At 42.5% G+C, this 26,375-nt stretch carries 15 protein-coding genes and 1 tRNA gene; 12 read left to right on the top strand and 4 right to left on the bottom strand.

The genetic code is table 11. The features are described 5' to 3' along the window. The first annotated feature begins 120 nt into the window (after nt 1-120). From AAGG74_RS04700 to AAGG74_RS04715, 4 genes are all read left to right on the top strand, one after another. Complete coding sequence (locus tag AAGG74_RS04700) at nt 121-351, top strand: excisionase family DNA-binding protein (RefSeq protein ID WP_162104219.1); 231 nt, start codon at nt 121-123, stop codon at nt 349-351. A 315-nt stretch (nt 352-666) separates the two neighbouring features. Beyond that, complete coding sequence (locus tag AAGG74_RS04705; protein ID WP_429674679.1) at nt 667-1,212, top strand: site-specific integrase; 546 nt, start codon at nt 667-669, stop codon at nt 1,210-1,212. A gap of 52 nt (nt 1,213-1,264) precedes the next feature. Next, nucleotides 1,265-1,337: transfer RNA gene (locus AAGG74_RS04710), tRNA-Arg, on the top strand. Between the two features lie 255 nt (nt 1,338-1,592). Further along, nucleotides 1,593-1,781, top strand: coding sequence for a hypothetical protein (locus AAGG74_RS04715; protein ID WP_162104217.1), 189 nt, complete (start codon nt 1,593-1,595; stop codon nt 1,779-1,781). 191 nt (nt 1,782-1,972) lie between these two features. Here the strand turns inward: AAGG74_RS04715 and AAGG74_RS04720 are convergent, their stop codons facing one another. From AAGG74_RS04720 to iseA, 3 genes are all read right to left on the bottom strand, one after another. Continuing rightward, complete coding sequence (locus tag AAGG74_RS04720; RefSeq protein ID WP_162104216.1) at nt 1,973-2,266, bottom strand: contact-dependent growth inhibition system immunity protein; 294 nt, start codon at nt 2,264-2,266, stop codon at nt 1,973-1,975. 6 nt (nt 2,267-2,272) lie between these two features. Then, nucleotides 2,273-2,566 carry a contact-dependent growth inhibition system immunity protein gene (locus AAGG74_RS04725; protein WP_225493870.1) on the bottom strand — a complete coding sequence of 98 codons (294 nt, stop codon included), beginning with the start codon at nt 2,564-2,566 and terminating at the stop codon, nt 2,273-2,275. A gap of 508 nt (nt 2,567-3,074) precedes the next feature. Beyond that, entirely contained in the window at nt 3,075-3,620 is a 546-nt protein-coding gene (iseA, locus tag AAGG74_RS04730; protein ID WP_162104215.1) for a DL-endopeptidase inhibitor IseA, read from the bottom strand. Between the two features lie 288 nt (nt 3,621-3,908). On the opposite strand from iseA, the gene AAGG74_RS04735 reads away from it, so the two are divergent. The 6 genes from AAGG74_RS04735 to AAGG74_RS04760 all read left to right on the top strand — a co-directional run bounded on the left by AAGG74_RS04735 (nt 3,909) and on the right by AAGG74_RS04760 (nt 11,699). Next, nucleotides 3,909-5,300: an MATE family efflux transporter gene (locus tag AAGG74_RS04735; protein ID WP_429674681.1), complete on the top strand. Its 1,392-nt coding sequence runs from the start codon at nt 3,909-3,911 to the stop codon at nt 5,298-5,300. A 136-nt stretch (nt 5,301-5,436) separates the two neighbouring features. Next, complete coding sequence (gene galM / locus AAGG74_RS04740; protein ID WP_429674682.1) at nt 5,437-6,414, top strand: aldose 1-epimerase; 978 nt, start codon at nt 5,437-5,439, stop codon at nt 6,412-6,414. A 34-nt stretch (nt 6,415-6,448) separates the two neighbouring features. Continuing rightward, nucleotides 6,449-7,924, top strand: a complete 1,476-nt coding sequence (dacB, locus tag AAGG74_RS04745; RefSeq protein WP_429674683.1) for a D-alanyl-D-alanine carboxypeptidase/D-alanyl-D-alanine endopeptidase — start codon at nt 6,449-6,451, stop codon at nt 7,922-7,924. 237 nt (nt 7,925-8,161) lie between these two features. Further along, a complete protein-coding gene (locus AAGG74_RS04750; protein WP_162104211.1) occupies nt 8,162-8,554 on the top strand; it encodes a DUF1360 domain-containing protein in 393 nt (130 codons plus the stop codon). Between the two features lie 122 nt (nt 8,555-8,676). Continuing rightward, entirely contained in the window at nt 8,677-10,209 is a 1,533-nt protein-coding gene (locus tag AAGG74_RS04755; RefSeq protein ID WP_429674685.1) for a glycoside hydrolase family 10-like protein, read from the top strand. 290 nt (nt 10,210-10,499) lie between these two features. Beyond that, nucleotides 10,500-11,699, top strand: a complete 1,200-nt coding sequence (locus tag AAGG74_RS04760; RefSeq protein ID WP_162104209.1) for a DHH family phosphoesterase — start codon at nt 10,500-10,502, stop codon at nt 11,697-11,699. Nucleotides 11,700-11,742: 43 nt separating this feature from the next. Here the strand turns inward: AAGG74_RS04760 and uptA are convergent, their stop codons facing one another. Next, on the bottom strand, nt 11,743-12,342 hold the full coding sequence (gene uptA, locus AAGG74_RS04765) for an undecaprenyl phosphate transporter UptA (protein ID WP_429674686.1): 600 nt from the start codon (nt 12,340-12,342) through the stop codon (nt 11,743-11,745). An 848-nt stretch (nt 12,343-13,190) separates the two neighbouring features. On the opposite strand from uptA, the gene fabD reads away from it, so the two are divergent. Next, complete coding sequence (fabD, locus tag AAGG74_RS04770; RefSeq protein ID WP_429674687.1) at nt 13,191-14,393, top strand: ACP S-malonyltransferase; 1,203 nt, start codon at nt 13,191-13,193, stop codon at nt 14,391-14,393. Between the two features lie 20 nt (nt 14,394-14,413). Then, complete coding sequence (locus AAGG74_RS04775; protein WP_429674688.1) at nt 14,414-26,344, top strand: non-ribosomal peptide synthetase/type I polyketide synthase; 11,931 nt, start codon at nt 14,414-14,416, stop codon at nt 26,342-26,344. Nucleotides 26,345-26,375 lie beyond the last annotated feature (31 nt).

Raw genomic sequence — 26,375 nt, forward strand, 5'->3', positions numbered from 1 at the left:
CAAGTGACAAATGGTATATTATATAGAATATCCATCCGCTTTTTTGGGCGGAATTAATTATATTGTTATGAGTCATGTGCTATATTAGAATCAGTATACGGATGAAGAAAGGACTGCTATATGTATTTAACGATTAAAGAAACAGCAGAATATGCAAATCTTTCAGAGGATTATATTAAAAGCTTGGTGCTTGAAGGAAAAATCAGAGCCGTTCATGACGGTGATCAATTTTTGATTTATAAAGGACAGTTCAAAACGCATCTTGAACAGCTGGAGAATTACAAAGCGCTTGTACAGGAAATATTAAACGAACCGATCCCGGAAGATATTGATGTAAAGGATGAGGATTAGGACACGATTTCAAATTGTGTCTTTTTTTGTATGTTTTTTTAGAAGTAATAGAAAAATGGGAGTCTCAGAATTCGTTTTAAGAGGCTTTTAAACAAATTATAGAGGTATAAGTATCAAATCAATTAAAAGCTTTATATGGGCGCTTTATTACCTTTTAAGAGGGGTAGGGGTTTTTGGAATCTTTTCAACTTCTGATGTAACACTATGTATATTATGTTACATAAAGACCGCGACACTTTGACATTCAATGTTTTTTAGCTATAATAGTAACATAGGCCTCAAAACGTTACATAATGGTTTTTAAGGAGTTTTTGGATGCATATTGTACAGCCAATTCGCAGTTTAGAGAAAATCCAAGACGTAAAACAGTATTTGCTTAACAAAAACAAGCGTGATTACTTTTTGTTTATTTTCGGCATTAATAGCGCGCTCCGTATTTCAGATATTCTGCCGCTGCAAGTGAAGGATGTGAAAAACAAAGATCATTTATGGGCAACTGAAAGCAAAACGAAAAAGAAAAGGAAGATTTTAATTTTAGAATCACTGAAATACGAAATATACGAATATACAAAAGATATGAAAGAAAACGAATATCTCTTTAAATCTGCCCGAACCAGAAAGCCGATTTCACGCATTCAGGCCTACAGAATTTTAAGAGAAGCCGCTGCGGCCTGCGGACTTGAAGAGATAGGGACGCATACACTCCGGAAAACGTTCGGCTATCATTTTTACCAACGGACAAAAGACATCGCCGAGCTGCAGAGAATACTCAATCATTCATCACCATCCATTACGATGCGGTATATCGGAATTGACGAAGATACAACAAGGGCCGCGTATAAAGTTTTTGGAGGACTCTAATACAAATTGCTTGAAAATATCGAGCATCAGAGCTACTATATAAATATCCAAAGCTCTAGTAGCACAGCGGATAGTGCAGCAGTTTCCTAAACTGCAGGTCGGGAGTTCGAATCTCTCCTAGAGCGTTTTTTAAATTAGATGGGTTCAGATGAATCACATCCATAAAGCTTCTAAACCCTTGTGAAACAAGGGTTTTGGCTGTTTCTAGGCGTTTTTTAACTGAACGAAAATACGGTGGAAAACGATGTGAATTTATTTCTTTTTGCACAATTTTTGTACTACAATCAACCCAATGAGGAAATAGAGAATCGTTCGACAAATTTTGCAAACTGTTACATTCCTAGCTCTCTTGTTTGATAATAAAATAAGAGGTGAAAGTTATGAAAATTACAGTGGACTTTTGGTTTGATAATGAAAATGTAAGGACAGCTAAAGTAAATGCAGAATCTGAGAAGGCACTTATAAAAGAATTACAAGCATGTGATCATTGGTATGAGTATGAAAATGGTAAGCGTATTACAAGTATTAATATGCGACTTGTAACGCAATTTGATGTAAAAGCGAGATAAAGTCGATCAAAAAGCATCTTTCGGGGTGCTTTTTATTTATAACGCCATATATTTTTAGATGTACACGAGTTATTGAAGGCAAGGAATTTTTTAAGGGAGGGGCCCCTTCTCAGTAAACCGCTTCGAGCAAATTGTTATCGCCGATTTATCGGCAATAAAAGAAACCCTTATTAGAAAGGAGATGGGTTTCTTTAATAACTATATTGTTTAATTTGTTCAGCAATTTGTTCAAGCCATTCCAATGGAGTAATACCATCTTCGGAAAAGTATATACCATCCGCTGCTTCTTCTATAAATTCATTTTTATCTTCTTCAGAATAATCATTATTTAAAAACTCAGTTAGTGCCATGAAATCTCTTTCTTTCAGGTTTTGTGTCGCTTCATTTAAATATCCATCAAGAGCACTTGCCGGAGACTCTATATCCTGATGGAAATGTCCGCCGAGAAATCTAAATACAGGATCAGAAACTTTAATTTCAATCATTACTTATTAACAGCTAGCCTCCTTTAATTCTGCAATTACTTTTTTCAACCATTGTAAGGGAGTTGAATCAATTGCCGGAAAATAAATTTCCGAGTTTAATTTTATAAAACTCTCTTTTTCTTGATCAGGGATGTCTTTATTTAGAAATCCTTCACAACATTTTATTGTAAAAACTAAGCATTCTTTGCTTGATTCAGCTATAAATTCCTCCAACGCTTGTTCTGGTGAACCTATGTCTTGATGAAATGTTCCTTCTAAAAAATCACTTAATTCTTCCAGATTATCATCATTTTCATACATTGTTATTCAAGACTCCTTTATGCCAGTTAAAATAAACTCTCGATTTTACTCTTTTTCAATAGCAACATCGAAAGACCATCGAAGCGGTCAAGCCGTCCCGACAATGCACGAGCTTACACAAAGCTAAACGTGAAGACGTCCCATTGATCATGTCTCAAAAACAGCTCTTCAGCAGCTTGCTTTTTTTGTTAAAATAATGGAAATGAGAGGGGGGATCATATGGCATTACTACGCTTTATAAGCTTGTATGGAATAACCATCATTATACTGATGGCCATAGCGAATTTTGCTCCTTTCTTGGCGATGCCGTTATACTATGTTGCCGTAGCTGTATTAGTCTTTCTGATTGTGTATCTGATATATTATTATACCCAAAAGGTTAGAAGGGGGCACAGGTAAACAAATTGCACAATGAATAGGTGGATTCTTTATGCCAAAGAAAAAGCACCTCCAAATATGAGACTATGTCTAATATTTGGGGTGCACTTCATACGCAGGGCGTTTTTTCTTATATAACGGCGTCAAATTGGTTGACTTTCCATTTATTATTTTCTTTTACAAATGTCACTTTTCGTTTCGCTGCAGGTGATCCGTCTAAAGTAGGAACGGTAAATTCGTATGTGATTGTGCCGCCTTTTTTAGAAATCAATTTAGCAGTTGATTTTTTCCAATTCAATAAGTTATCTCCGTCGCCGATCGGAACGGCTAATTTTCCTTTTGAAACAGTGAAATGATAGTCTTTAAAGCCCTTTTCGATTGCTGTTTTTGTAAAAATAGGAGTTAAGTAATGTACTGCTTTTGCTTTAGTGCCTAGATCACTGCACATGTACACATATTGAAGATTTTGATGCTCAAATGTACCTGATGGGCAAGCCGCTTTTTTTGCTTTTGGATCATGGCCGCTCATTGTGTTCCAAAAATGCTCTCTAGCTGATAGCGCCAGCTGCTGTGCTTGTTTTTGTGATAAATCCCCTGATGTATTTTTTGCAAATGCATTTGTGCTTAATGATAGGATAAGTGCAATCGTTGTTAGAAATAGAAAACATTTTTTCATTGTGGTTCACTCCTTTAAAATCTCTTTCTCTTATGTTACAAATGTTACAATAATTACGGAAAGATTACAATACTTTTGCATAAATTATTTTTTATTCTTTTACTCACAGATAGATAGGTTCCTGCTTGCTAGTTTATTCTTCATAAGCTGAAAAGATGTGTAAAAATAAAAGAATCGTGAAGGGTTTCATATATACAATGATGAATAAAAACATGTTGCACTCCTGTTTTTGTCAAAAGAACAGGGGTATAGTTTACAAACGAATCCAAATAAAGGAGTCTTTTCAATATGGAAACATCACAAGAACAGCTCGGAACTCAGAAGAAAAGCAATCCATCTGTCTGGAAGTCTATGTCACTCTTTTTAGTACCGCTGTTGCTAAGCAATGTCTTGCAATCAGTCGGCCAGTTGGTGGGGATGATGGCTGTAGGCAGATGGCTTGGCGTTAATGCGGTTGCAGCTGTATCATCCTTTTTCCCGTTATTTTTTCTTTTAATCTCATTTACAATTGGGATCGGTTCAGGAAGTTCGATCATGATCGGACAAGCCTACGGGGCGAAAAATGAGGAGCGGTTAAAAGCTGTGGTCGGAACGACGCTCATATTTACGTTTTTATTAGGGGTTGTGTTAGCTGTCATCGGCAGTATTTTCACCTTGGATATTCTTCGATTAATGGGCACGCCTGAAAACGTTATACATGTCAGTGCCAGCTATGCACGTATTTTATTTTACGCTATGCCGTTTATGTTTTTATATTTTGCTTATACAACATTTTTGCGCGGAACAGGGGATTCTAAGACACCGTTTTATACCCTGATTGTGAGCACGGTCATTAACATAGCGCTTTTGCCTGTCTTAATCCTTGGCATGTTCGGTTTTCCGAAACTGGGCATATACGGCTCCGCATATGCGACTGTCATTTCCACGATTGCGACTTTTCTCGTGTTATTGGTGTATTTGCGAAAACGAAACCATCCGCTGCAATTTGATAAAACAGTGCGTCGTTATTTGAAAATGGATAAGGAACTGCTTGCACTCCTGCTGCGCCTCGGAATTCCATCAAGCATTAATATGATTCTCGTCTCATTATCAGAGATAGCGGTTATTTCATTCGTCAATCATTACGGTTCTAATGCGACAGCTGCATATGGCGTGGTTAACCAGGTAGCCAGCTATGTCCAGATGCCGGCCGTCAGCCTTGGCATCGCGGTGTCTATATTCGCTGCGCAATCGATTGGAGCAAACGAATTTGATCGCTTAAAGCAGGTCATTCGCGTCGGGATTTGGCTGAATTATATGATTGGCGGCGTGCTGATCATTCTGATCTATGTTTTTTCACAGCAGATTTTGGCATTATTTTTAACCGAGAAAGAGACGCTGTACATCGCTCACCGTCTCTTGATGATTACATTGTGGAGCTATTTGCTGTTTGGAAATGCACAAATCATTTCTGCGACGATGCGGGCAAGCGGAACGGTTTTATGGCCGACCATTATCAGCATTTTCGCCATTTGGGGAGTAGAGGTGCCTGTTGCATTCGTGCTTTCCCACTATACAAAACTTGAAATACTCGGCGTCTGGGTTGGCTATCCAGCTGCATTTGCCGTCAGCTTGCTATTGATTTATGGATATTATCAATTCGTGTGGAAAAAGAAACAGATTACACGTCTCATCCAATAGTGTTCTAAATCGCACCGTTCATCGTTTGAACGGTGTTTTTTTTATTTATATAGGGAAAACATACAATGGAGGACATATAGCACAGTATATTGAATTCTTATACAACAACAATGATTGAAGGAGAGGTTGAGTACACATGGCTAATGATATTGAGAAAATTACGTATTTAGGAACCCCTGCCATCAAAGCAGGCAACGAATATATAGAAATGATTGTCGTTCCCGAGTGGGGCAGCAACGTCATTTCTCTTGTGGACAAAACGACACAGATGCAGCTTTTGCGTGAACCGGAAACAGCAGAACGGTTTCATGACACACCTGCGTTGTATGGCATTCCAATCCTCTTTCCGCCTAACCGGATAAGTGACGGTACATTCAGTTTCCGGGATAGGGTGTATCATTTTGATATCAATGAAAAGGATAAACACAACCATCTTCATGGGTTTCTCTATCAAGAAAAATGGAATGTAGTGACGATGAAACAAACTGACGAAGAAGTGATAGTTGAAACTGAAATTGATCTTTCAGAGATCCCTCATGTGTATAAGCAATTTCCGCATCATGCCGTCGTTCGGATGACATACACATTAAAAGGGAACACTCTATCTAAACAGGCGACGGTCATGAATAAAGGAAAAGAAGCGTTTCCTTGGGGAATCGGCTATCATACTGCATTTCTGTTTTCAGAAGAAAGCTCGTTATTCTCGCTGACAGCCGACCAGCAATGGGAGCTGGATGAGCGCATGCTGCCGACCGGGAAGCTGATCGATGTACCGTATAAAGAAGCCTTGCATGAAGGGACAGATTTACGCCACAAGCAGCTGGATGATGTCTTTTTATCTTCTTATCAGAAAAGAGGCGGAGAAAATCAGGCAGTCATTTATCATCAGCAGACGCATATTAGCATGATTTATAAGGCAGATGACCAATTCAAACATTGGGTCGTATACAACGCGGACGGAAAACAGGGATATTTATGTCTTGAACCTTACACATGGGTGACAAACGCTGTGAACCTTAATGTGTCTCCATCAGTTTCTGGTTTACAAGTGCTGGAGCCAGGAGAAGAAACGACAGCTAAAAGCAGTATTACCATTGAATTAAATCATCAATAGCCAATGATCAAGCGTCAGAGAGGCGGGGTAAAAAATGAATAAAAGCGTAAAGCATTATGTTGCTGTTTTGCTGCTTTTCGCCGTTGCTTCGGTACCTTATATGGATCAGGATGCACAAGCGGCTGAAAAACAAGATGCACTTGCCGGGCAGATCGATAAGGTTTTAGCTGAGCATCCTGCACTCGACGGCGCAATGGCCGGTATCACTGTTCGCTCTGCGGATACTGGAACTGTTTTATATGAGCATTCAGGAAATATCCGAATGAGGCCCGCCTCTTCTCTGAAGCTTTTGACAGCGGCCGCGGCACTTTCTGTCCTTGGCGAAGACTATTCCTTTACAACCGAGGTCCTGACAAACGGCACACAAAGAGAGAAAGAGCTGAATGGAAACCTTTATTTGAAGGGAAAAGGTGATCCAACACTTTTAGCATCTGATTTTGATAATATGGCTGAAAAATTGAAACAATCGGGTGTAGATGTGATCAAAGGTGATCTGATTGGTGATGATACGTGGTACGATGACATCCGATTAGCGCCTGATTTGCCGTGGAGTGATGAATATGCATATTACGGCGCGCAAGTTTCTGCTTTAACAGCGTCCCCGAATGCAGACTATGATGCAGGCACTGTAATTGTAGAGGTCACCCCAGGTAAAAAAGAAGGGGATAAGCCTGCTGTTTCTGTATCTCCAAAGACAGATTATGTAGCGATTAAGAACAATGCTGAGACTACTTCGTTCGACCAAAAGAAAGACCTTACAATCGAAAGAGAGCATGGGAAAAACACGATCACAATTGAAGGAAGTATACCAGCTGACGCAAGCAAGACAAAAGAATGGATTGCTGTTTGGGAGCCGGCCGGATATGCTTTGGATTTATTTAAGCAGGCACTGAAAAAACAAGGGATTGTTGTAAAAGGGAATGTCAAAATCGGCGCTGCACCTGATTCCTCAGACATGCTGATCTCTCATCACTCAATGCCTTTGTCAACATTATTTATTCCGTTTATGAAATTAAGCAATAACGGACATGCCGAAGTGCTCGTAAAAGAAATGGGAAAGGTGAAAAAAGATGAGGGAAGCTGGGAAAAGGGACTCGAAGTATTAAACAGTACGATTCCGACATTTGGTGTCAATACCAAGTCGCTCATATTGAGAGACGGATCGGGTGTCTCCCATATTAATGCTGTATCCTCAGATCAAATGTCACAGCTGTTATATGATATTCAAGATGAAAAGTGGTTCTCAGCTTATCTACATTCTCTGCCTGTAGCGGGCAATAGTGACAGAATGATAGGCGGAACGCTAAGGAATCGAATGAAAGACACTCCTGCACAAGGAAAAGTAAGGGCAAAAACCGGATCACTAAGCACGGTAAGCTCTTTATCCGGATACGCAGAAACCAAGAGCGGAAAAACCCTTGTTTTCTCAATTCTTCTAAATGGATTGATTGATGACGAGGATGGAAAAGAGATTGAGGATCAAATCGCTGTTATCTTAGCGAATCAATAATTGCGCCAGGTTGCACCTGTCAACTAACAGAATAGCAAAGTACCTATTTTATTATTTTTGGTGCACATACAGCATGCGGAAATAACGCGGACATCCTCCTTGACACTTTAGACAAGACTTCAATCAAGCAATACTGCGGACAGGGGCCATTCTCTGTCCGTCTTTCTTTTTGTATAAAGAATGGATAGAAGACACGGGGGGATAATAACACCATTCTTTTTTTCTTGGAGGCTTGTCATGGATCATCTTTCTTTGCTTACTTTTATCATGCTGTTTCTAGCCAGTTACAGGCTGACACATCTCATTGTATTTGATAAAATTACAGAATTTATCCGAAAACCATTTATGAAAAAGAAAAGAATTGTTGATCAAAACGGGCATGTGAACGAAAAAAGCGTTCCGGCTTCTAACTTTGGATACATGCTCAATTGTTATTGGTGCGCAGGTGTTTGGTGCGCTATCTTGATCGGACTTGGGTATCTTTTTTTGCCCCGGATTGCTGTTCCAGTGATCTTTATTTTAGCCATCGCAGGAGCACAGGCAATTCTTGAAACAGCTGTCGGTGTCGGCGTAAAACTCATTGATGTGTTAAAGAGCCTGCAAACCATGATAAATGATAAAAAGTCCTAAAGCAGCGTAACAAAGTGCTTCAGGACTTTTTTGTTTCTTCCATTCGATTAAGCACCCTTTTACCGCCCGGGAATACCGTATTAGCGAATAGTGAAAGTGATGAATGGGGGAGAAGAAGCAATATGAAGGTTTGCCAAAAGTCGATTGTCCGTTTCCTTGTCAGCTTGATCATCGGAACGCTTATCATCTCCATTCCGTTTATAGCTAATGCGCAGCCTGACAGGGAACTGAGAGCCGTATGGATTGCCTCTGTATTAAATATTGATTGGCCGTCAAAGAAAGGGTTATCAGAAAAAGAGCAAAAGCAAGAATATCTCAAACTGCTGGACGATGTCCAAACAATGGGAATGAATGCCGTTATTGTGCAAATTAAACCGACGGCAGACGCCTTTTATCCGTCCGCTTACGGACCTTGGTCTGAATACTTAACCGGCGTCCAAGGGAAAGACCCCGGCTATGACCCGCTTGCATTTATGATTGAAGAAACCCACAAGCGAAATTTGGAGTTTCATGCATGGTTTAATCCTTATCGGATAACGATGAATCATACAGATCTCAATAAATTGTCGGTAGATCACCCGGCACGACAGCATCCAGACTGGGTTGCCGCGTATGGAAAGCAGCTTTATTATCATCCAGGCATTCCTGAAGCTAGAGATTTTATCGTCAAAGGTATTGAAGAAGTGGTAAAACGTTATGATGTCGACGCCGTTCATATGGATGATTATTTTTATCCTTATAAAATAGCCGGACAGGAATTTCCTGATCAAGCACAGTATAAACTATACGGAAAAGACACTTTTTCCAATATTGATGACTGGCGGCGGGATAATGTAAACCAGCTTGTCAAACAACTCAACCAAACCATTAAAGCAGCTAAGCCTTATGTCAAATTGGGCATCAGTCCCTTTGGTGTATGGAGAAACGCTGCGGATGACCCAACCGGATCAAATACGAAAGCAGGCGTCACCAACTATGACGACCTGTACGCAGATACGAGACATTGGATCCAAGAAGGCGACATTGATTATATTGCCCCGCAGATCTATTGGAGCATCGGCTTTAACGCAGCAGCTTACGACATACTTGCTGATTGGTGGAGCAATGAAGTCAAAAATAGGCCTGTTCATTTATATATTGGCCAGGCAGCTTATAAAATCAATAATAACGTTGATCCGGCATGGTCCGATCCTAAGGAGTATGTGAAACAAATCACCTTAAACCGTCAGCTTGAATTTGTAAAAGGAAGCATGCATTTCAGCCTTAAAGACCTCAACAAAAATCCGCTTGGCATCAAAGACCGCCTCATCACCGAGCTTTACAGCAAGCCGGCACTCATTCCGCAAATGCCTTGGCTTGACAGTACAACCCCACAAAAACCGAAGCTTACAAAAATCACCAAAAATAAAAACGGCAATCTTCTGCACATCCAAGATCATCCAATCAATCAAACATCAAAAGAAACCGCCTATTATGCGATTTATAGAGCCGAAGGGAATAAGAACAAAACATTAGTTGGAGCCGCAAGGAAAACCCATGAACAGCAAACCTTCGTAGATAAGACAGCAGACCCAAACAAGAAGTATACGTATTATGTCACTTCAGCAGACCGACTTCATAATGAAAGCCAGGCTGCCGAACAAAAAACAGAATAAGAGAAAGAAGACACTATTTAAGCAGCAAACGGGACAGCGGAAATCTTCAGTAATGAAGCGTGATGAACGACTCAAAAGGAAATGACGTTTATCAACAAAACGCATCCAGTTTAACCTGGGATAAAAAGAAAGAACTAGGAGCGCCAAAAGCGCTCTTTTTAAATTTACGATAACAACATTATGTAAACTAATTATCTTTGCATAAAACGCTATGTTTTTTAGAATAGTAAATAAAGGCTGCCGCTCCAATAGCGGCAATGGTCAGTTCATCATAAAAAGGGGCCTACATGATGTATCATTTATATTCACATAACGACCTGGACGGAGTAGGATGCGGAATTGTGGCAAAATTGGCATTTGGGAAAGATGTTGAGGTCCGGTATAACTCTGTCAACGGCTTAAACGTTCAAGTGCAGTACTTTTTAGAAAAAACGAAAGAGAGCAACAGAAAAGACGCGTTATTGATCACCGATCTCGCCGTTAACGAAGAAAATGAAGAGAGATTAAATGAGTATGTTCATGCAGGCGGAAAAGTGAAGCTGATTGACCATCATAAAACAGCGCTTCATTTGAATGAGCATGAATGGGGATTTGTCCAAGTGGAATATGATGACGGTAGACTCACGTCTGCGACAACGCTTTTATATGGCTATCTGGTGGAAAATGATTTTCTAAAACCGACAAATGCCTTAGATCAATTTACAGAGCTCGTCCGCCAATACGATACATGGGAGTGGGAACGATACGATCAAAAACAAGCAAAGCGGCTTAATGATCTCTTCTTTCTGCTGTCTATTGATGAATTTGAAGAAAAAATGATTCAGCGCCTTTCTGCACATGATGAATTTTTCTTTGATGATTTTGAAGAAAAGCTGCTTGATTTAGAAGAAACAAAAATCGAGCGCTACCTACGCAGAAAGAAAAGGGAGATGGTGCAGACCTTTGTTCACGAACATTGTGTAGGCATTGTTCACGCAGAATCATACCATTCAGAGCTGGGAAACAGGCTCGGAAAAGAAAATCCGCACCTCGATTACATTGCGATTTTAAGTATGGGATCAAAACGAGTCAGCCTGCGCACCATTCATAATGGCATCGATGTGTCAGAAATCGCCGGCCGGTACGGAGGCGGAGGGCATGCAAAGGCATCCGGATGCTCAATAACTGACGAAGTCTACGAATTGTTTGTGGCTGAAGCATTCCGAATCGATCCAGTCCGACCTGATGCTTTTCGTAATATGTATAACCTCAAAGGATCGGCGAACGGATCATTATATCAAAATCGCGATCAAATGAGATTTCTTCTGTTTCCTTTAGATAACGAGTGGAAAATTCAAATGAACGGAGAAACGCAGGATGAGACATTCGCCACATTTGAAGAAGCAGAATGGTTTCTGAAAAGAAATTATGCAGCATCACTCGTGCGGGATGAAGTATTTGTTGCATTTTTAGCGGAACATGTAAAACTGGCAAATCAGCATCGCAGATAAAAAATATGCATAGGGAACAATCATCCCTATGCATATCAACTAGCTACCGTTTAGAGAAGGCTGCACGTCGTTTTTTTATTACAAAGTAAAGAGCGATAACGACAACAGCAAGTATCATAATCGGTGTTGTATAAGTGCCAGCAATGTTTTCAACGTGATCCCATCGGCTACCGAGCTGAATCCCTAAATAAACAAACAGGATAGACCACGGAATGATAGCAAGCGCCGTTAATACCACAAATTTAGGAAACGACATTTTGGCAATGCCTGCGGGAATGGATATCGCATGTCTGACAACCGGTATAAAACGTGCTGAGAAGACAACTCCGGCGCCGTACTTTTGAAACCAGTTTTCGGACATGTCGATATGATGCTTTTTAATCAATAAATACTTCCCGTATTTGTCCAAAAACGGCCTTCCGCCATAGCGACCGATCCAGTAAATAAAGATTTGGGCAATGGTGCCCCCGATAACACCCGCAATAATGGCGCCAATAAATCCAATCGTGCCTTCCGATACCATATAGCCGCCATAGGCCAAAACAAGCTCACTTGGAATAATCTCAATCATTAACCCAATCGCAATACCCGCATATCCCATACTCGTCAGCCATGTTAAAATTTCGCTTATCAAACTGCTCACATTCTTCACAACCTGTCCTAATCTTTTTCACTATTATATGACTGATTGACGCACAAGATGGTTACAATTTTTTTATCGAATCATTTTTTTGCTTCCTATACTGGATAGCCTTACAACAAACAGGTGCAGCAAACTGCGGCACAGGGCAGGCAGTAGTCATGTGCGGCGGACATACCGCTCAAGAGTTCTTGTATTTTTGAAAACATTGTTCACGAAAAATATGAAAAAACTCGGATTTTGAAAGGGGATTTTGGAGAATGGTAACGAAATATCTTATCATCAAGAGAACAATGCAAACAGAAATCAGCATAAGAAAAGCCGGGATTCAATAGAATAGTTTGAGAAGTTCCGCCTCTCCCTGCCAGTTCGTGCAAGACTGGTCCAAAGCCATTTGTTTCAAATGATAATTGCAGCTCGCATTTCAGCAATGCGAAAGATCATTTTATTGCCCCAACGCAGAATCGTCAACATGTTCTGTATCGTATTTCATTTTGCAGATTTTCCTCACCTAGATCCATAAAGTGCAATCAGTTTACAATCCTTCACAGATACACAAATGGATGTTTACAATATGTTATTTCTGACACAATTGTGCCAATAGACCTAAATTATATGTACACAGTGAGCGCGGTCTCAATGAAGATGAGTCGGTAATAGCCTTTTTATCCCGCACCTCTCTCTTCAAGATTGGTTTTTCTGTGTCAGTCCAATCTTGATAATGTATCCGGTTCTCAAACCATAATTCGTCCCAAAGTATTATACATATATATTATAATCATGCTAGAATGTTAGATAAAGGTATATTTTGAATAAATTTGTATTTTTCGTTCGATAATTGGAGGGATCTCATGAACAATCTTGCCTTTTTATTTCCTGGACAAGGATCTCAATTTGTAGGAATGGGCAAACAATTTTGGAATGATTTTGTGCTCGCAAAGAGATTATTTGAAGAAGCGAGCGATGCAATCTCTCTAGATGTAAAAAAACTGTGTTTTAACAGTGATATGAATGAATTGACAAAGACAATGAACGCCCAGCCCGCTATTTTAACGGTCAGTGTGATTGCTTTTCAAGTGTATATGCAGGAAATAGGGGTTAAGCCACGCTTTCTTGCAGGTCATAGCTTAGGCGAATATTCAGCGCTTGTTTGTGCCGGCGCACTTTCTTTTCATGATGCTGTCACACTTGTAAGGCAGCGGGGGATTCTGATGCAAAATGCGGATCTTAAGCAGCAGGGAACAATGGCCGCTGTGACGCAGCTCTCTCTTCAAACATTGCAAGAAATGTGTTTGGAAGTATCGACAGAAGAAATTCCTGTGGATATAGCCTGCATGAATTCAGATCAGCAGCATGTGATTTCCGGACACCGGCAAGCTGTGGAACGTGTCATCAGGCTGGCGGAGAAGATGGGGGGGAAATGTACTTATTTGAATGTTAGTGCACCTTTTCACAGTTCGATGATAGGATCAGCATCCGAACAATTCCAGACTGTATTACACCAGTATTCCTTCCGGGATGCCGCATGGCCGATCATTTCGAATGTCACCGCACACCCTTACAGCAGCGGGCATTCGATCAACGAACATCTCAAGCATCACATGGCGATGCCGGTAAGATGGGCAGAATCGATGCATTATTTGCTTTTACACGGAGTGACAGAAGCCATCGAACTGGGTCCAAAGAACATCTTAGCCAGTCTGCTGAAAAACATAACGAATCATATTGCCCCTTATTCTTTAGGACAGACATCTGATATTCACTTGCTTTCCAATTCAGCTGAAAGAAATAAAAATATTGTCCAATTACGAAAAAAACAACTGCATAAATTGATGATTCAATCCGTTATTTCGCGAAATTACAACAAGGATTCATTAGCTTATTCCAACATGACGACACCATTATTTACGCAAATCCAAGAGCTGAAAAAGAAAATGGACAGACATGCAGATGAGCTTTCAGAACAAGAGCTCGAACATTCGATCCATTTATGCAAATTAATTTGCGAAGCTAAACAGCTTCCGGCTTGGGAACAATTGCGAATTTTAAAATAAAGCGCCCAGGAGGGGACCTTATGTATACCAGTCAGTTCCAAACCTTAGTCGATGTCATTCGGGAAAGAAGCAATATATCCGATCGCGGGATCCGTTTTATCGAATCCGATAAAAAAGAAACAGTTGTCTCTTACCGCCAATTGTTTGAGGAGGCGCAAGGCTATCTTGGCTATTTACAGCATATCGGCATTCAGCCGAAGCAGGAAATTGTATTTCAGATCCAAGAAAACAAATCCTTCGTCGTTGCTTTCTGGGCATGTTTATTAGGAGGAATGATCCCGGTACCGGTCAGTATCGGAGAAGATGATGACCATAAGCTGAAGGTGTGGCGCATTTGGAATATATTAAATCATCCGTTTTTGATTGCCTCTGAAAAAGTATTGGACAAAATAAAGAAATACGCTGCAGAACACGATTTACAGGATTTCCATCATCAATTAAACGAAAAATCTGACATCATTCAAGATCAAACCTACGATTACCCCGCTTCGTTTTATGAACCTGATACGGATGAACTCGCCTTTATACAATTTTCTTCTGGATCGACAGGAGATCCAAAAGGAGTCATGTTAACGCATCACAACTTAATACATAACACGTGCGCCATTGGGACTTCCCTAGCCATTGATTCGAAAGACTCTTTCTTATCATGGATGCCTTTAACGCATGATATGGGGCTCATCGCCTGCCACCTTGTTCCCTTCATAACCGGAATCAATCAAAATCTAATGCCTACAGAATTATTTATTCGCAGACCGATTCTTTGGATGAAAAAAGCTCATGAACATAAAGCCAGTATTCTATCCTCTCCTAATTTCGGGTACAACTACTTCCTTAAATTTCTGAAAAACGAACCAGACTGGGATTTATCCCACATCAAGGTCATCGCAAACGGTGCAGAACCGATATTGCCGGAGCTTTGTGACGAATTTTTGACAAGATGCGCAGCATTCAATCTGAAAAGATCCGCCATTTTGAATGTTTACGGTTTAGCGGAAGCTTCGGTCGGCGCAGCCTTTTCTAAAACAGGGGAGGAATTTGTCCCCGTTTATTTGCATCGCGATCATTTAAACCTTGGAGAAAGAGCTGTAAACGTCAGCAAAGAAGATCAAAATTGCGCTTCATTCGTAGAAGTGGGTCAGCCCATTGACTATTGTCAGATTCGTATCTCCAACGGAGCAAATGAAAGAGTAGAAAATGGAATCATCGGCCATGTCGAGATTAAAGGAGACAATGTAACTCAAGGTTATTATAACAATCCAGAAAGCACAGACAGAGCGATGACTTCTGACGGCTGGGTAAAAACGGGCGATCTCGGATTCATCAGTGAAAGTGGTAACTTAGTCATTACCGGAAGAGAAAAGGACATTATTTTTGTGAACGGAAAGAACATCTATCCGCACGATATTGAACGGGTCGCGATTGAAATGGAAGAAGTTGACTTAGGAAGAGTTGCAGCCTGCGGTGTATATGATCAAAGGACACGAAGCGGAGAAATTGTGCTTTTTGTTGTTTTTAAAAAATCACCTGAAATATTTGCTCCGCTTGTCAAAGAGATTAAAAAGCATTTGTACAAGCGCGGAGGATGGAGCATAAAAGAAGTCCTTCCGATCCGAAAACTTTCAAAAACAACCAGCGGGAAGGTGAAACGTTATGAGCTGGCCAGACAGTATGAGGAAGGTAATTTCTCAAAAGAGTCTGCCGCCATCAATGAAGTTTTGGAGAGCAGTCAGGAGAAACCCGGACATACTCCCATTCATGAGATAGAAACCGAATTGCTGTCTATCTTTTCCGCAGTACTGGATGGAAAAAAGATTCACCTAACTGATCAATATTTTGATATGGGGGCAACTTCATTACAGTTATCACAAATTGCCGAGCGCATCGAACAGACATTTGGACGTGAGCTTGCCGTTTCCGACCTCTTTACGTATCCTTCCATCACTGATTTAGCGGCATATCTATCTGAAAACCATGCTGAAATCAAACACGACATGACAGTGAAACCAAGCCGTGTGTCGTCGAAAGATATCGCGATTATCGGGATGTCGCTCAATGTTCCGGGTGCATCGACTAAAAGTGATTTTTGGAATCTGCTTGAAAAAGGTGAGCACAGCATTCGGGAATACCCTGCATCTCGGCTGAAAGACGCGGCAGATTATGTAAGATCAATCCAAAGCGAATTCGATGAGAATCAGTTTGTGAAGGGCGGCTATTTAGATGAAATCGACCGCTTTGATTATTCGTTCTTCGGTTTAGCTCCTAAAACGGCCCAGTTTATGGACCCCAATCAAAGACTGTTTTTGCAGTCTGCATGGCATGCGATTGAAGATGCAGGCTATGCGGGCGACTGCATAAATGGGAGCCGGGTCGGAGTATATGCAGGGTACTCGAAGGTAGGCTACGATTATGAACGCCTTCTTTCTGCGAATTATCCTGACGAGCTTCATCAATATATTGTCGGCAATCTTCCTTCCGTGTTAGCAAGCCGAATCGCTTATTTCTTAAACTTAAAAGGACCGGCAGTCACAGTAGATACAGCTTGTTCTTCATCACTTGCAGCCGTTCATATGGCATGTAAATCCTTAATTTCCGGCGATTGTGAAATGGCTCTTGCCGGAGGTATCCGAACATCGCTCTTGCCAATGCGTATCGGGCTTGATATGGAATCTTCTGACGGGTACACCAAAACGTTCAGCAAAGATTCGGATGGTACGGGCTCGGGTGAAGGCGCGGCGGCAGTCCTGTTAAAACCTTTGCAGGATGCGGTTCGCGATGGAGACCATATATACGGCGTGATCAAGGGAAGTGCGATGAATCAAGACGGAACCACTGCCGGAATTACCGCACCAAATCCGGCGTCCCAGACTGAAGTCATTGAGACGGCTTGGAAAGACGCGGGTATTGCTCCTGAAACATTGTCTTTCATCGAAGCGCATGGCACGGGAACTAAGCTCGGTGACCCGGTTGAATTCAATGGACTTTGTAAAGCATTTGAAAAGTATACGGCAAAAAAACAATTTTGCGCGATTGGTTCTGTAAAATCGAATATCGGTCATTTGTTTGAAGCGGCAGGCATTGTTGGGCTGATCAAATCAGTTCTCATGCTGAATCATAAGAAAAACCCGCCGTTAGCGCACTTTAAGGAACCTAATCCGCTCATTCATTTTCACTCATCACCTTTTTATATAGATCAGGAAGCTGCGGAGTTTACATCCGGTGATGAGCCGCTGCGAGGCGGTGTCAGCTCTTTTGGCTTTAGCGGAACAAATGCTCATGTGGTGTTGGAGGAATATCCTTCTGAAAGTGAGTACACACCCGAGGACGAAAATGAGCCGCACTTATTTGTATTATCCGCTCATACTGAAAATTCACTCTATGAACTCGCACAGCAGTACCAGCAATATGTATCAGATGGCAGCCAAGCTTCATTGAAGTCCATTTGCTATACAGCCAGTACAGGCAGAGCCCATTTGGATCATGGCATTGCCATGATTGTATCCAGTAAGCAAGAATTATCAGATAAGCTGACAAGCCTTATGCAGAGGGACAGACATCTCCCCGGGGTACACATTGGTTATCGGAACTTGAAGGAAATGCTGCCCGCTCATAAAGAAAAGCTGAATAAAGAAGCCGCTGATCTGGTTGAGGAGCAGATACGTACACAGGATGAACGAATCACATGGCTAAATCGCGCCGCCGAATTATTTGTGCAAGGAGCTGTTATAGATTGGCATGCGCTGTACGCCGGTGAAACTGTACAAAAAACGCCTTTGCCCTTGTATCCGTTTGAACGGAATCGCTGCTGGGCTGAAGCTGACCAATTGCGTGTAAACGATGGCGAAGAGAGAGGAGAAGCGGCATTGAATATCAATCAATCGAAGGCGCATATTGAATCCTTCCTGAAAACGATAATCGGCAATGCTTCAGGTATCAAAGCGGATGAAATCGATCTGAACGCTCATTTTATCGGGCTCGGAATGGATTCTATCATGCTGTCACAGGTTAAGAAAGCCATCGCGGACGAATTTGGGGTAGACATTCCGATGGATCGCTTCTTTGATACGATGAACAACCTTCAAAGTGTCATAGATTACTTGGCTGAGACTATTCCATCTTCCGCTCCAGTTCAAGAGAATGTTCTGGCGCAGGAAAAACCAGTCATTTCAGAAACACAGCCAGAATCTGATCACAGAGTAGGTCATCAGGAGCATGCGCTCGAAAAAATAATCGCTTCTCAAAATCAATTAATTCAGGACACCTTGCAAGCTCAGTTAAATAGCTTTAATTTGCTAAAAAACGGCAGTGTGAATGAATCGGCTATGGCACAGCAGAAGAAATCAATACCTTCTGTCAAACAGGCGCCCCCGGCCGTCACTATAGAAAAGAAACCGTCTCAAGAGACGAAACCCTATGTTCCTTTTCAGTCTCAGAATCTGAGTGAACAGGGTCACTATACCGCACAGCAAAGACAATACTTAGCAGATTTCATTCGAAAATACGCAGAGAAAACGAAAGGTTCCAAACAATATACGGCCAAAACCCGGTTTGCTCATGCAAACAACCGCAACTTATCCAGCTTCCGTTCATATTGGAAGGAGATCGTATACCCGATTATTGCCGAACGTTCTGACGGCTCTAAGATGTGGGATGTTGACGGAAACGAATATATTGATATCACTATGGGATTTGGGGTAAACCTTTTCGGGCATCACCCGGCCTTTATTACAGAGGTTATCAACGATTCAACCCGTTCATCATTGCCTCCGCTCGGCCCGATGTCAAATGTCGCCGGTGAAGTTGCCGACCATATCCGCACGTGCACTGGAGTAGAAAGGGTCGCTTTCTATAATTCCGGAACAGAAGCTGTCATGGTTGCTCTTCGATTGGCGAGAGCGGCAACAGGAAGGAAAAAAGTCGTGGCCTTCTCAGGCTCTTATCACGGAACGTTTGACGGTGTATTAGGAGTTGCCAGCACAAAAGGCGGGGCTGCATCTGCGAATCCGCTGGCTCCGGGCATACTGCAGAGCTTTATGGATGATTTGATTATTTTGCATTACAACAATCCCGATTCACTGGACGTGATTCGCAATCTTGGTGACGAATTGGCAGCCGTACTGGTAGAACCGGTTCAAAGCCGCAGGCCGGATTTACAGCCGCGGGCGTTTTTGAAAGAACTGCGGGCGATCACGCAGCAATCTGGAACAGCTTTGATTATGGATGAAATTATTACCGGATTTCGGATCGGTCTCGGCGGCGCTCAGGAATGGTTCGGCATTCAAGCCGATTTAGTGACCTACGGGAAAATTATCGGCGGCGGACAGCCGTTAGGGATTGTTGCCGGAAAAGCTGAATTCATGAATGCGATCGACGGGGGAACCTGGCAGTACGGAGACGACTCCTATCCGCAAGACGAGGCGAAACGAACATTTGTGGCCGGCACCTTCAATACGCACCCGCTTACTATGAGAATGTCATTAGCGGTGCTTCGCTATTTACAAACCGAGGGAGAAGACATATATGAGCAGTTGAATCAAAAAACAGCCTATCTGGTCGATCAGTTAAATCGCTACTTTGAACAATCACAAGTTCCTATCCGCATGGTTCGATTCGGTTCTTTATTCCGGTTTGTCTCATCGCTTGATAATGACTTGTTCTTTTACCACCTCAACTATAAAGGGGTTTATGTGTGGGAAGGACGCAACTGTTTCTTATCTTCGGCGCATACCGCGGAAGATATTGAACATATCATTCAAGCCGTGAAAGACACGGTGAAGGATCTTCGCCGAGGCGGGTTTATTCCGGAAGGCCCGGATTCTCCTGATGACGGAGATCGTAAAAAGCCCGGAACGCGCGAGTTTTCACCTGAACAAAAACAATTGATTATGGCATCCCATTACGGGAATGAAGCTTCTGCGGCTTTAAACCAGTCTATTATGCTGAAAGTGAAGGGGGAGCTGCAGCATACGTCCTTAACACAAGCTGTACAGCATATCGTCGATCGCCATGAAGCTTTACGTACGGTGATTCATGCCGATGACGAGGTACAGCAAGTGCAGGAACGGATGACTATAGAAATACCTGTCATTGATTTTACCGGTCTCCCAGATGAGCATCGGGAGTCGGAAATTCAAAAATGGCTGACAGAAGATGCGAAGTGGCCGTTTGATTTCCATGAACAAAAACCCTTGTTTAGAATCCATGTACTTACATCAGCTCACAATGAGCATCTGATTGTGCTCACGTTCCATCATATCATTGCCGATGGATGGTCAATCGCCGTTTTTGTTCAAGAACTAGAAAGTAACTATACGGCAATTGTACAAGGAAAACCACTTCCGCTTAAAGAAGCTGCTGCTTCGTTTTATCAATATTTAGACTGGCAGCAGGCGCAGATGGATAGCGGCCATTATGAAGAAGGAGTCCGTTATTGGCGGCGTCATTTCTCTGAACCAATACAGCAGGCGGTCCTGCCGAGCGTCGCCTCTGCCCGTTATCCGAACGGGTATGAGGGGGACCGATGCACCGTCAGGCTTGGACAGTCTTTAAGCGCGGCTTTGAAGTCATTAAGCATTCAGATGAAAAATAGCGTATTTGTAACGATGCTGGGCGCATTTCACCTTTTTCTGCACCAGCTTACCAAACAGTCCAACCTTGTGATCGGGATTCCCGCAGCAGGTCAATCGCATATGAAACAGCATAATCTGATTGGAAATTGCGTCAATATGATTCCGGTGATGAACACGTCTTCTTCAGAAAGCACTTTATCCGGTTATCTTGGCAGTATGAAAGAAAACGTGAATCACGCCATGCGGTATCAAGCCGTTCCGATGACACTGGTGGCCAGAGAGCTCCCGCACGATCAGGTGCCGGATATGCGTATTATTTTTAATTTGGACAGACCGTTTCGAAAGCTGCATTTCGGAAAGGCAGAGGCGGAGCCCGTTGCATACCCGGTGAAATGCTTGCTGTACGATTTATTTCTTAACATAACAGACGCGGATCAAGAATATGTTCTTGATTTCGATTTTAATACGAATGTCATCAGTCCTGAAATCATGAAAATATGGGGTGCGGGCTTTGCGACATTGCTGCAAAAAATGGTTGAAGGAAATTCTGTCCCTCTTGACGCCCTGAGGATATTTACCGATGAACAACAGCGTGATTTACAAGAACTGTACGCCGAACACCAAAAGCAGATCATTTCAATCGCAGGCAATACGGCAAACTTCACTTACACCTACGAGCCGCCGGAAAATGAAACGGAGCGGCAGCTGGCGCGGATTTGGGAGGAGCTTTTCGGACTTGAACGGATTGGCAGATCAGATCGCTTCCTGACTCTGGGAGGAAACTCACTCCAAGCGACACTTATGCTTTCCAAAGTTCAGAAGACATTTCATCAAAAGGTTTCTATCGGACAATTTTTCAATCACCAGACTATTAAGGAATTAGCTCGTTTCATTCAGAACGAAACGAAAGTCATGCACCTCCCGATGAAGGCCGCTAAGAAAAAAGCGTATTACCCGACAACGCCGGCGCAGCAAAGAGTATATTTTCTGCACCAAATGGAGCCGGATCAGCTGGCTCAAAATATGTTCGGCCAAATATCAATAACAGGGCAGTACGATGAGCAAGCCCTGATTTCTTCTCTTCAGCAAGTCATGCAGCGGCATGAAGCGTTTCGCACATATTTTGACATTATTGATGGCGAAATCGTCCAGAAACTAGAAAACGAAGTGGATTTTAAGATTCATGTCCGGACGATGAGCCGGGACGAATTTGATGCCTATTCAGACCGGTTTGTAAAACCGTTCCGTTTGGAACAAGCTCCTTTGGTTCGCGCGGAGCTGATCAAGATTGATAACGAACAGGCCGAGCTGCTCATCGATATGCATCATATCATTTCGGACGGGTACTCCATCAACATCCTTACAAATGAATTACTGGCTTTATATCATCAAAAACCACTGCCAGACATTGAATTTGAATATAAAGATTTTGCAGAATGGCAAAACCAATGGCTGAATGAAGATGCCATGAAGCGGCAGGAGACATATTGGTTGGAACAATTTCAAGACGAAATTCCGGTCCTCCAACTGCCGACAGACGGTTCAAAAGCGGCGGAGCACTCCTCTGAGGGACAGCGTGTGACGTGTTCCTTACAGCCGGAAGTCATTCGCTCGCTTCAAGATTTGGCGCAAAAATCGGAAACGACTCTGTATACAGTGCTTCTTGCCGCCTATAAAGTGTTGCTTCATAAATATATAGGACAAGAAGATATTGTCGTAGGCACGCCTGCTTCAGGAAGGAATCATCCGGATATCGAAAGTATCATCGGTATTTTTATCCAAACGATCGGGATCCGGACGAAGCCGCACGCCAAAAGAACGTTTTCGGATTATCTTAAAGAAGTAAAGCGGCAGACGCTTGACGCTTTCGAAAATCAAGACTATCCATTCGACCGGCTTGTAGAGAAATTAAATATGCATCAGGAAACAACTGGAAAGTCTCTGTTTAACACAATGTTTGTGTTTCAAAATATTGAATTTCATGAAATCCGGCATAATGAATGTACCTTTAGGGTGAAAGAACGAAATCCAGGGGTCTCTTTATATGATTTGATGCTGACGGTTGAAGATGCCGGACAACAGATTGAGATGCATTTTGATTATAAATCGGGACAGTTTGAAAAAAGCACCATAGAACAGATGACAAAACACTATACCAATATTTTGAACAGCCTGGTTAAGCAGCCGGAGATGACGTTGTCTTCCATCCCTATGCTGTCTGAAGCCGAACGTCGGCAATTGCTGACTGATTGTAATGACACAAAGACACCATATCCGCATAACGAAACAGTTTCCCAATGGTTTGAAATGCAGGCGGAACAGCAGCCTGATCATGCAGCTGTTATTTTTGGCAATGAGCGGTATACGTACAAACAGCTCAATGAACGGGCGAACCAATTGGCGCGGACGTTACGGGCAAAAGGCGTACAAGCGGATCAATTCGTTGCCATCATCTCTCCGCATTGTATCGAGCTCATTGTTGGAATTTTGGCTGTTCTGAAATCCGGCGGCGCATATGTACCTATTGATCCTGAATATCCGGAGGATCGAATCCAATATATGCTGAGGGATTCAAAAGCGGAGATAGTATTGACAAAGCGGCAACTGCGGGATCTATTGCCGTATGATGGTGATATTGTGCTTTTGGACGAGGAAAACTCATATCATGACGATCGCTCAAACCTTGAATCAAAAAGCGACGCGCATGATTTGGCCTACATGATCTATACGTCGGGTTCTACGGGAAATCCGAAAGGTGTACTCATTGAGCATCAGGGGCTGTCTCATTATATTTGGTGGGCGAAACAGGTTTATGTGCGGGATGAAAAAACCAACTTTCCATTATACTCGTCTATCTCTTTTGACCTGACGGTGACTTCGGTATTTACACCGCTTGTTACGGGGAATACGATCATTGTCTACGACGGAGAAGACAAAAGCGCTGTGCTTGCTGAGATTATGCAAGACTCAAGAATAGACATAATCAAATTGACACCGGCCCATCTGCATGTCATCAAGGAGATGAATATAGCAGACGGCACCACCGTTCGGAAAATGATTGTAGGCGGAGAAAATTTAAGCGCCCGTCTGGCCAAAAGTGTGAGCGAGCAGTTTAAAGACCGGCTGGATATTTTCAATGAATACGGACCGACGGAAACTGTCGTCGGATGTATGATTTATCATTTCGACGCAAAACGGGACAAGCGGGAATTTGTACCGATCGGCACTCCTGCGGCCAATACCGACATTTATGTGGCCGATCCAAGCAGAAATCTAGTTCCGTTCGGGGTCATCGGCGAAATGTATATCAGCGGACCCGGTGTTGCCAGAGGGTATTGGAATCGCCCGGATTTAACGGCGGAGAAATTTATCGAAAACCCATATATTCCGGGAGCGAAGATGTACAAATCTGGAGACTTGGCTAAGCGATTGAAAGATGGAAATCTTGTGTATGTAGGCCGTATTGATGAACAAGTCAAAATCAGGGGGCACCGAATCGAGCTTGGTGAAATCGAAGCGGCGATGCACAATACGGAAGCGGTGCAAAAAGCCGCGGTGACAGTGAGAGAAGAAGCAGACGGCTTAAAACAATTGTGCGCGTATTACGTAAGCGACAAACCTATAGCGGCTGCGCAGCTTAGGGAGCAATTGACAGCAGAGCTTCCGGGCTACATGGTTCCATCCTATTTTGTCCGTCTGGAGCATATGCCGTTAACGTCCAACGGGAAAATAAACCGTAAAGCACTGCCCGAGCCTGAAGCGAATCTGCAGCTGACTGCTGAATATGTTCCGCCGAGTAATGAAGCGGAGTGCAAACTGACAGATTTATGGAGGGAAGTACTTGGGATAAGCCATGTGGGGATCAAACATAATTTCTTTGATCTTGGAGGAAACTCTATTCGCGCGGCAGCCTTAGCCGCCAGAATTCACAAAGAGCTGGATGTGAATCTGTCTCTCAAAGACATATTCAAGTTTCCTACCATTGAACAATTGGCTGATAAGGCATTACACATGGACAAAAATCGATATGTGCCGATCCCGGCCGCAAAGGAAATGCCCTATTATCCGGTTTCTTCAGCTCAGAGGCGGATGTATTTGTTAAGTCACGCAGAAGGCGGCGAGCTGACTTACAATATGACGGGGGCCATGAGTGTGGAAGGGACTGTCGATTACGACCGGTTAAACGCCGCTTTTCAAAAATTAATCGAGCGTCATGAAGCGTTGCGGACCAGCTTTCATTTATATGAAGGCGAGCCGGCACAGCGTATTCATCAGAACGTCGACTTTACGATAGAGCGAATTCAAGCAAGCGAAGAAGAAGCGGAAGACCGTGTGCTAGATTTCATCAAAGCATTTGATTTATCAAAGCCGCCGCTGATGCGGGCCGGATTGATTGAACTTGAACCTGCGCGGCACGTACTTGTGGTTGATATGCATCATATCATTTCTGACGGCATGTCCGTCAATATTCTGATGAAAGACGTAAGCCAAATCTACGATGGCAACGAACCCGACCCGCTTTCTGTTCAATATAAAGACTATGCAGTTTGGCAGCAATCGGACATTCAGAAACGGAACATCAAGAGCCAGGAAACGTATTGGCTGGATCAGTTTAACGGTGACATTCCTGTACTGGATATGCCTGCGGATTATGAGAGACCTGCCATACGCGATTACGAAGGCGAATCCTTTGAATTTCTTATACCGAAACACTTGAAACAGCGTTTAAGCCAAATGGAAGAAGATACAGGAGCAACACTATATATGATTTTATTGGCAGCCTATACGATTCTTTTATCCAAATACAGCGGACAAGAGGATATTATCGTAGGAACACCATCTGCCGGCCGGACTCATTTGGATGTGGAATCAGTCGTGGGAATGTTCGTTAATACATTAGTCATCCGCAATCACCCGGCGGGCCGTAAAACATTTGATGCCTACTTAAACGAAGTAAAAGAAAACATGCTGAACGCCTATAAAAATCAAGACTATCCGCTGGAAGAATTGATTCAGCAGCTGTATCTTCCAAAAGATTCAAGCCGTAATCCTTTATTTGATACGATGTTTGTGCTGCAAAATCTCGATCAAGCTGAATTGACTTTCGATTCCCTTCAGCTTAAGCCGTATCCATTTCATCAACCGGTTGCCAAATTCGATTTGACTTTGTCGATTCAGGCAGATCGAGACAACTATCACGGGTTGTTTGAATATTCAAAAAAACTGTTTAAGAAAAGCAGAATTGAGGCTTTATCAAACGACTACTTACACATCTTATCGGCGATTCTCGAACAGCCAAGCATTCTAATTGAACATATCGGATTAAGCGGTAGCATGGAGGAAGAAAAGAACATGCTGGATTCGATTCAATTGAATTTTTAAGGAAAAGTATTGATTTCTTTAAATTATATAA

Source organism: Bacillus mexicanus (assembly GCF_050445615.1).
GTDB classification, from domain to species: domain Bacteria; phylum Bacillota; class Bacilli; order Bacillales; family Bacillaceae; genus Bacillus; species Bacillus mexicanus.

Coding starts and splice junctions, on each gene's coding strand:
- AAGG74_RS04700 (WP_162104219.1), top strand. CDS start 121: ATGTATTTAACGATTAAAGAAACAGCAGAATATGCAAATCTTTCAGAG.
- AAGG74_RS04705 (WP_429674679.1), top strand. CDS start 667: ATGCATATTGTACAGCCAATTCGCAGTTTAGAGAAAATCCAAGACGTA.
- AAGG74_RS04715 (WP_162104217.1), top strand. CDS start 1,593: ATGAAAATTACAGTGGACTTTTGGTTTGATAATGAAAATGTAAGGACA.
- AAGG74_RS04720 (WP_162104216.1), bottom strand. CDS start 2,266: ATGATTGAAATTAAAGTTTCTGATCCTGTATTTAGATTTCTCGGCGGA.
- AAGG74_RS04725 (WP_225493870.1), bottom strand. CDS start 2,566: ATGTATGAAAATGATGATAATCTGGAAGAATTAAGTGATTTTTTAGAA.
- iseA (WP_162104215.1), bottom strand. CDS start 3,620: ATGAAAAAATGTTTTCTATTTCTAACAACGATTGCACTTATCCTATCA.
- AAGG74_RS04735 (WP_429674681.1), top strand. CDS start 3,909: ATGGAAACATCACAAGAACAGCTCGGAACTCAGAAGAAAAGCAATCCA.
- galM (WP_429674682.1), top strand. CDS start 5,437: ATGGCTAATGATATTGAGAAAATTACGTATTTAGGAACCCCTGCCATC.
- dacB (WP_429674683.1), top strand. CDS start 6,449: ATGAATAAAAGCGTAAAGCATTATGTTGCTGTTTTGCTGCTTTTCGCC.
- AAGG74_RS04750 (WP_162104211.1), top strand. CDS start 8,162: ATGGATCATCTTTCTTTGCTTACTTTTATCATGCTGTTTCTAGCCAGT.
- AAGG74_RS04755 (WP_429674685.1), top strand. CDS start 8,677: ATGAAGGTTTGCCAAAAGTCGATTGTCCGTTTCCTTGTCAGCTTGATC.
- AAGG74_RS04760 (WP_162104209.1), top strand. CDS start 10,500: ATGTATCATTTATATTCACATAACGACCTGGACGGAGTAGGATGCGGA.
- fabD (WP_429674687.1), top strand. CDS start 13,191: ATGAACAATCTTGCCTTTTTATTTCCTGGACAAGGATCTCAATTTGTA.
- AAGG74_RS04775 (WP_429674688.1), top strand. CDS start 14,414: ATGTATACCAGTCAGTTCCAAACCTTAGTCGATGTCATTCGGGAAAGA.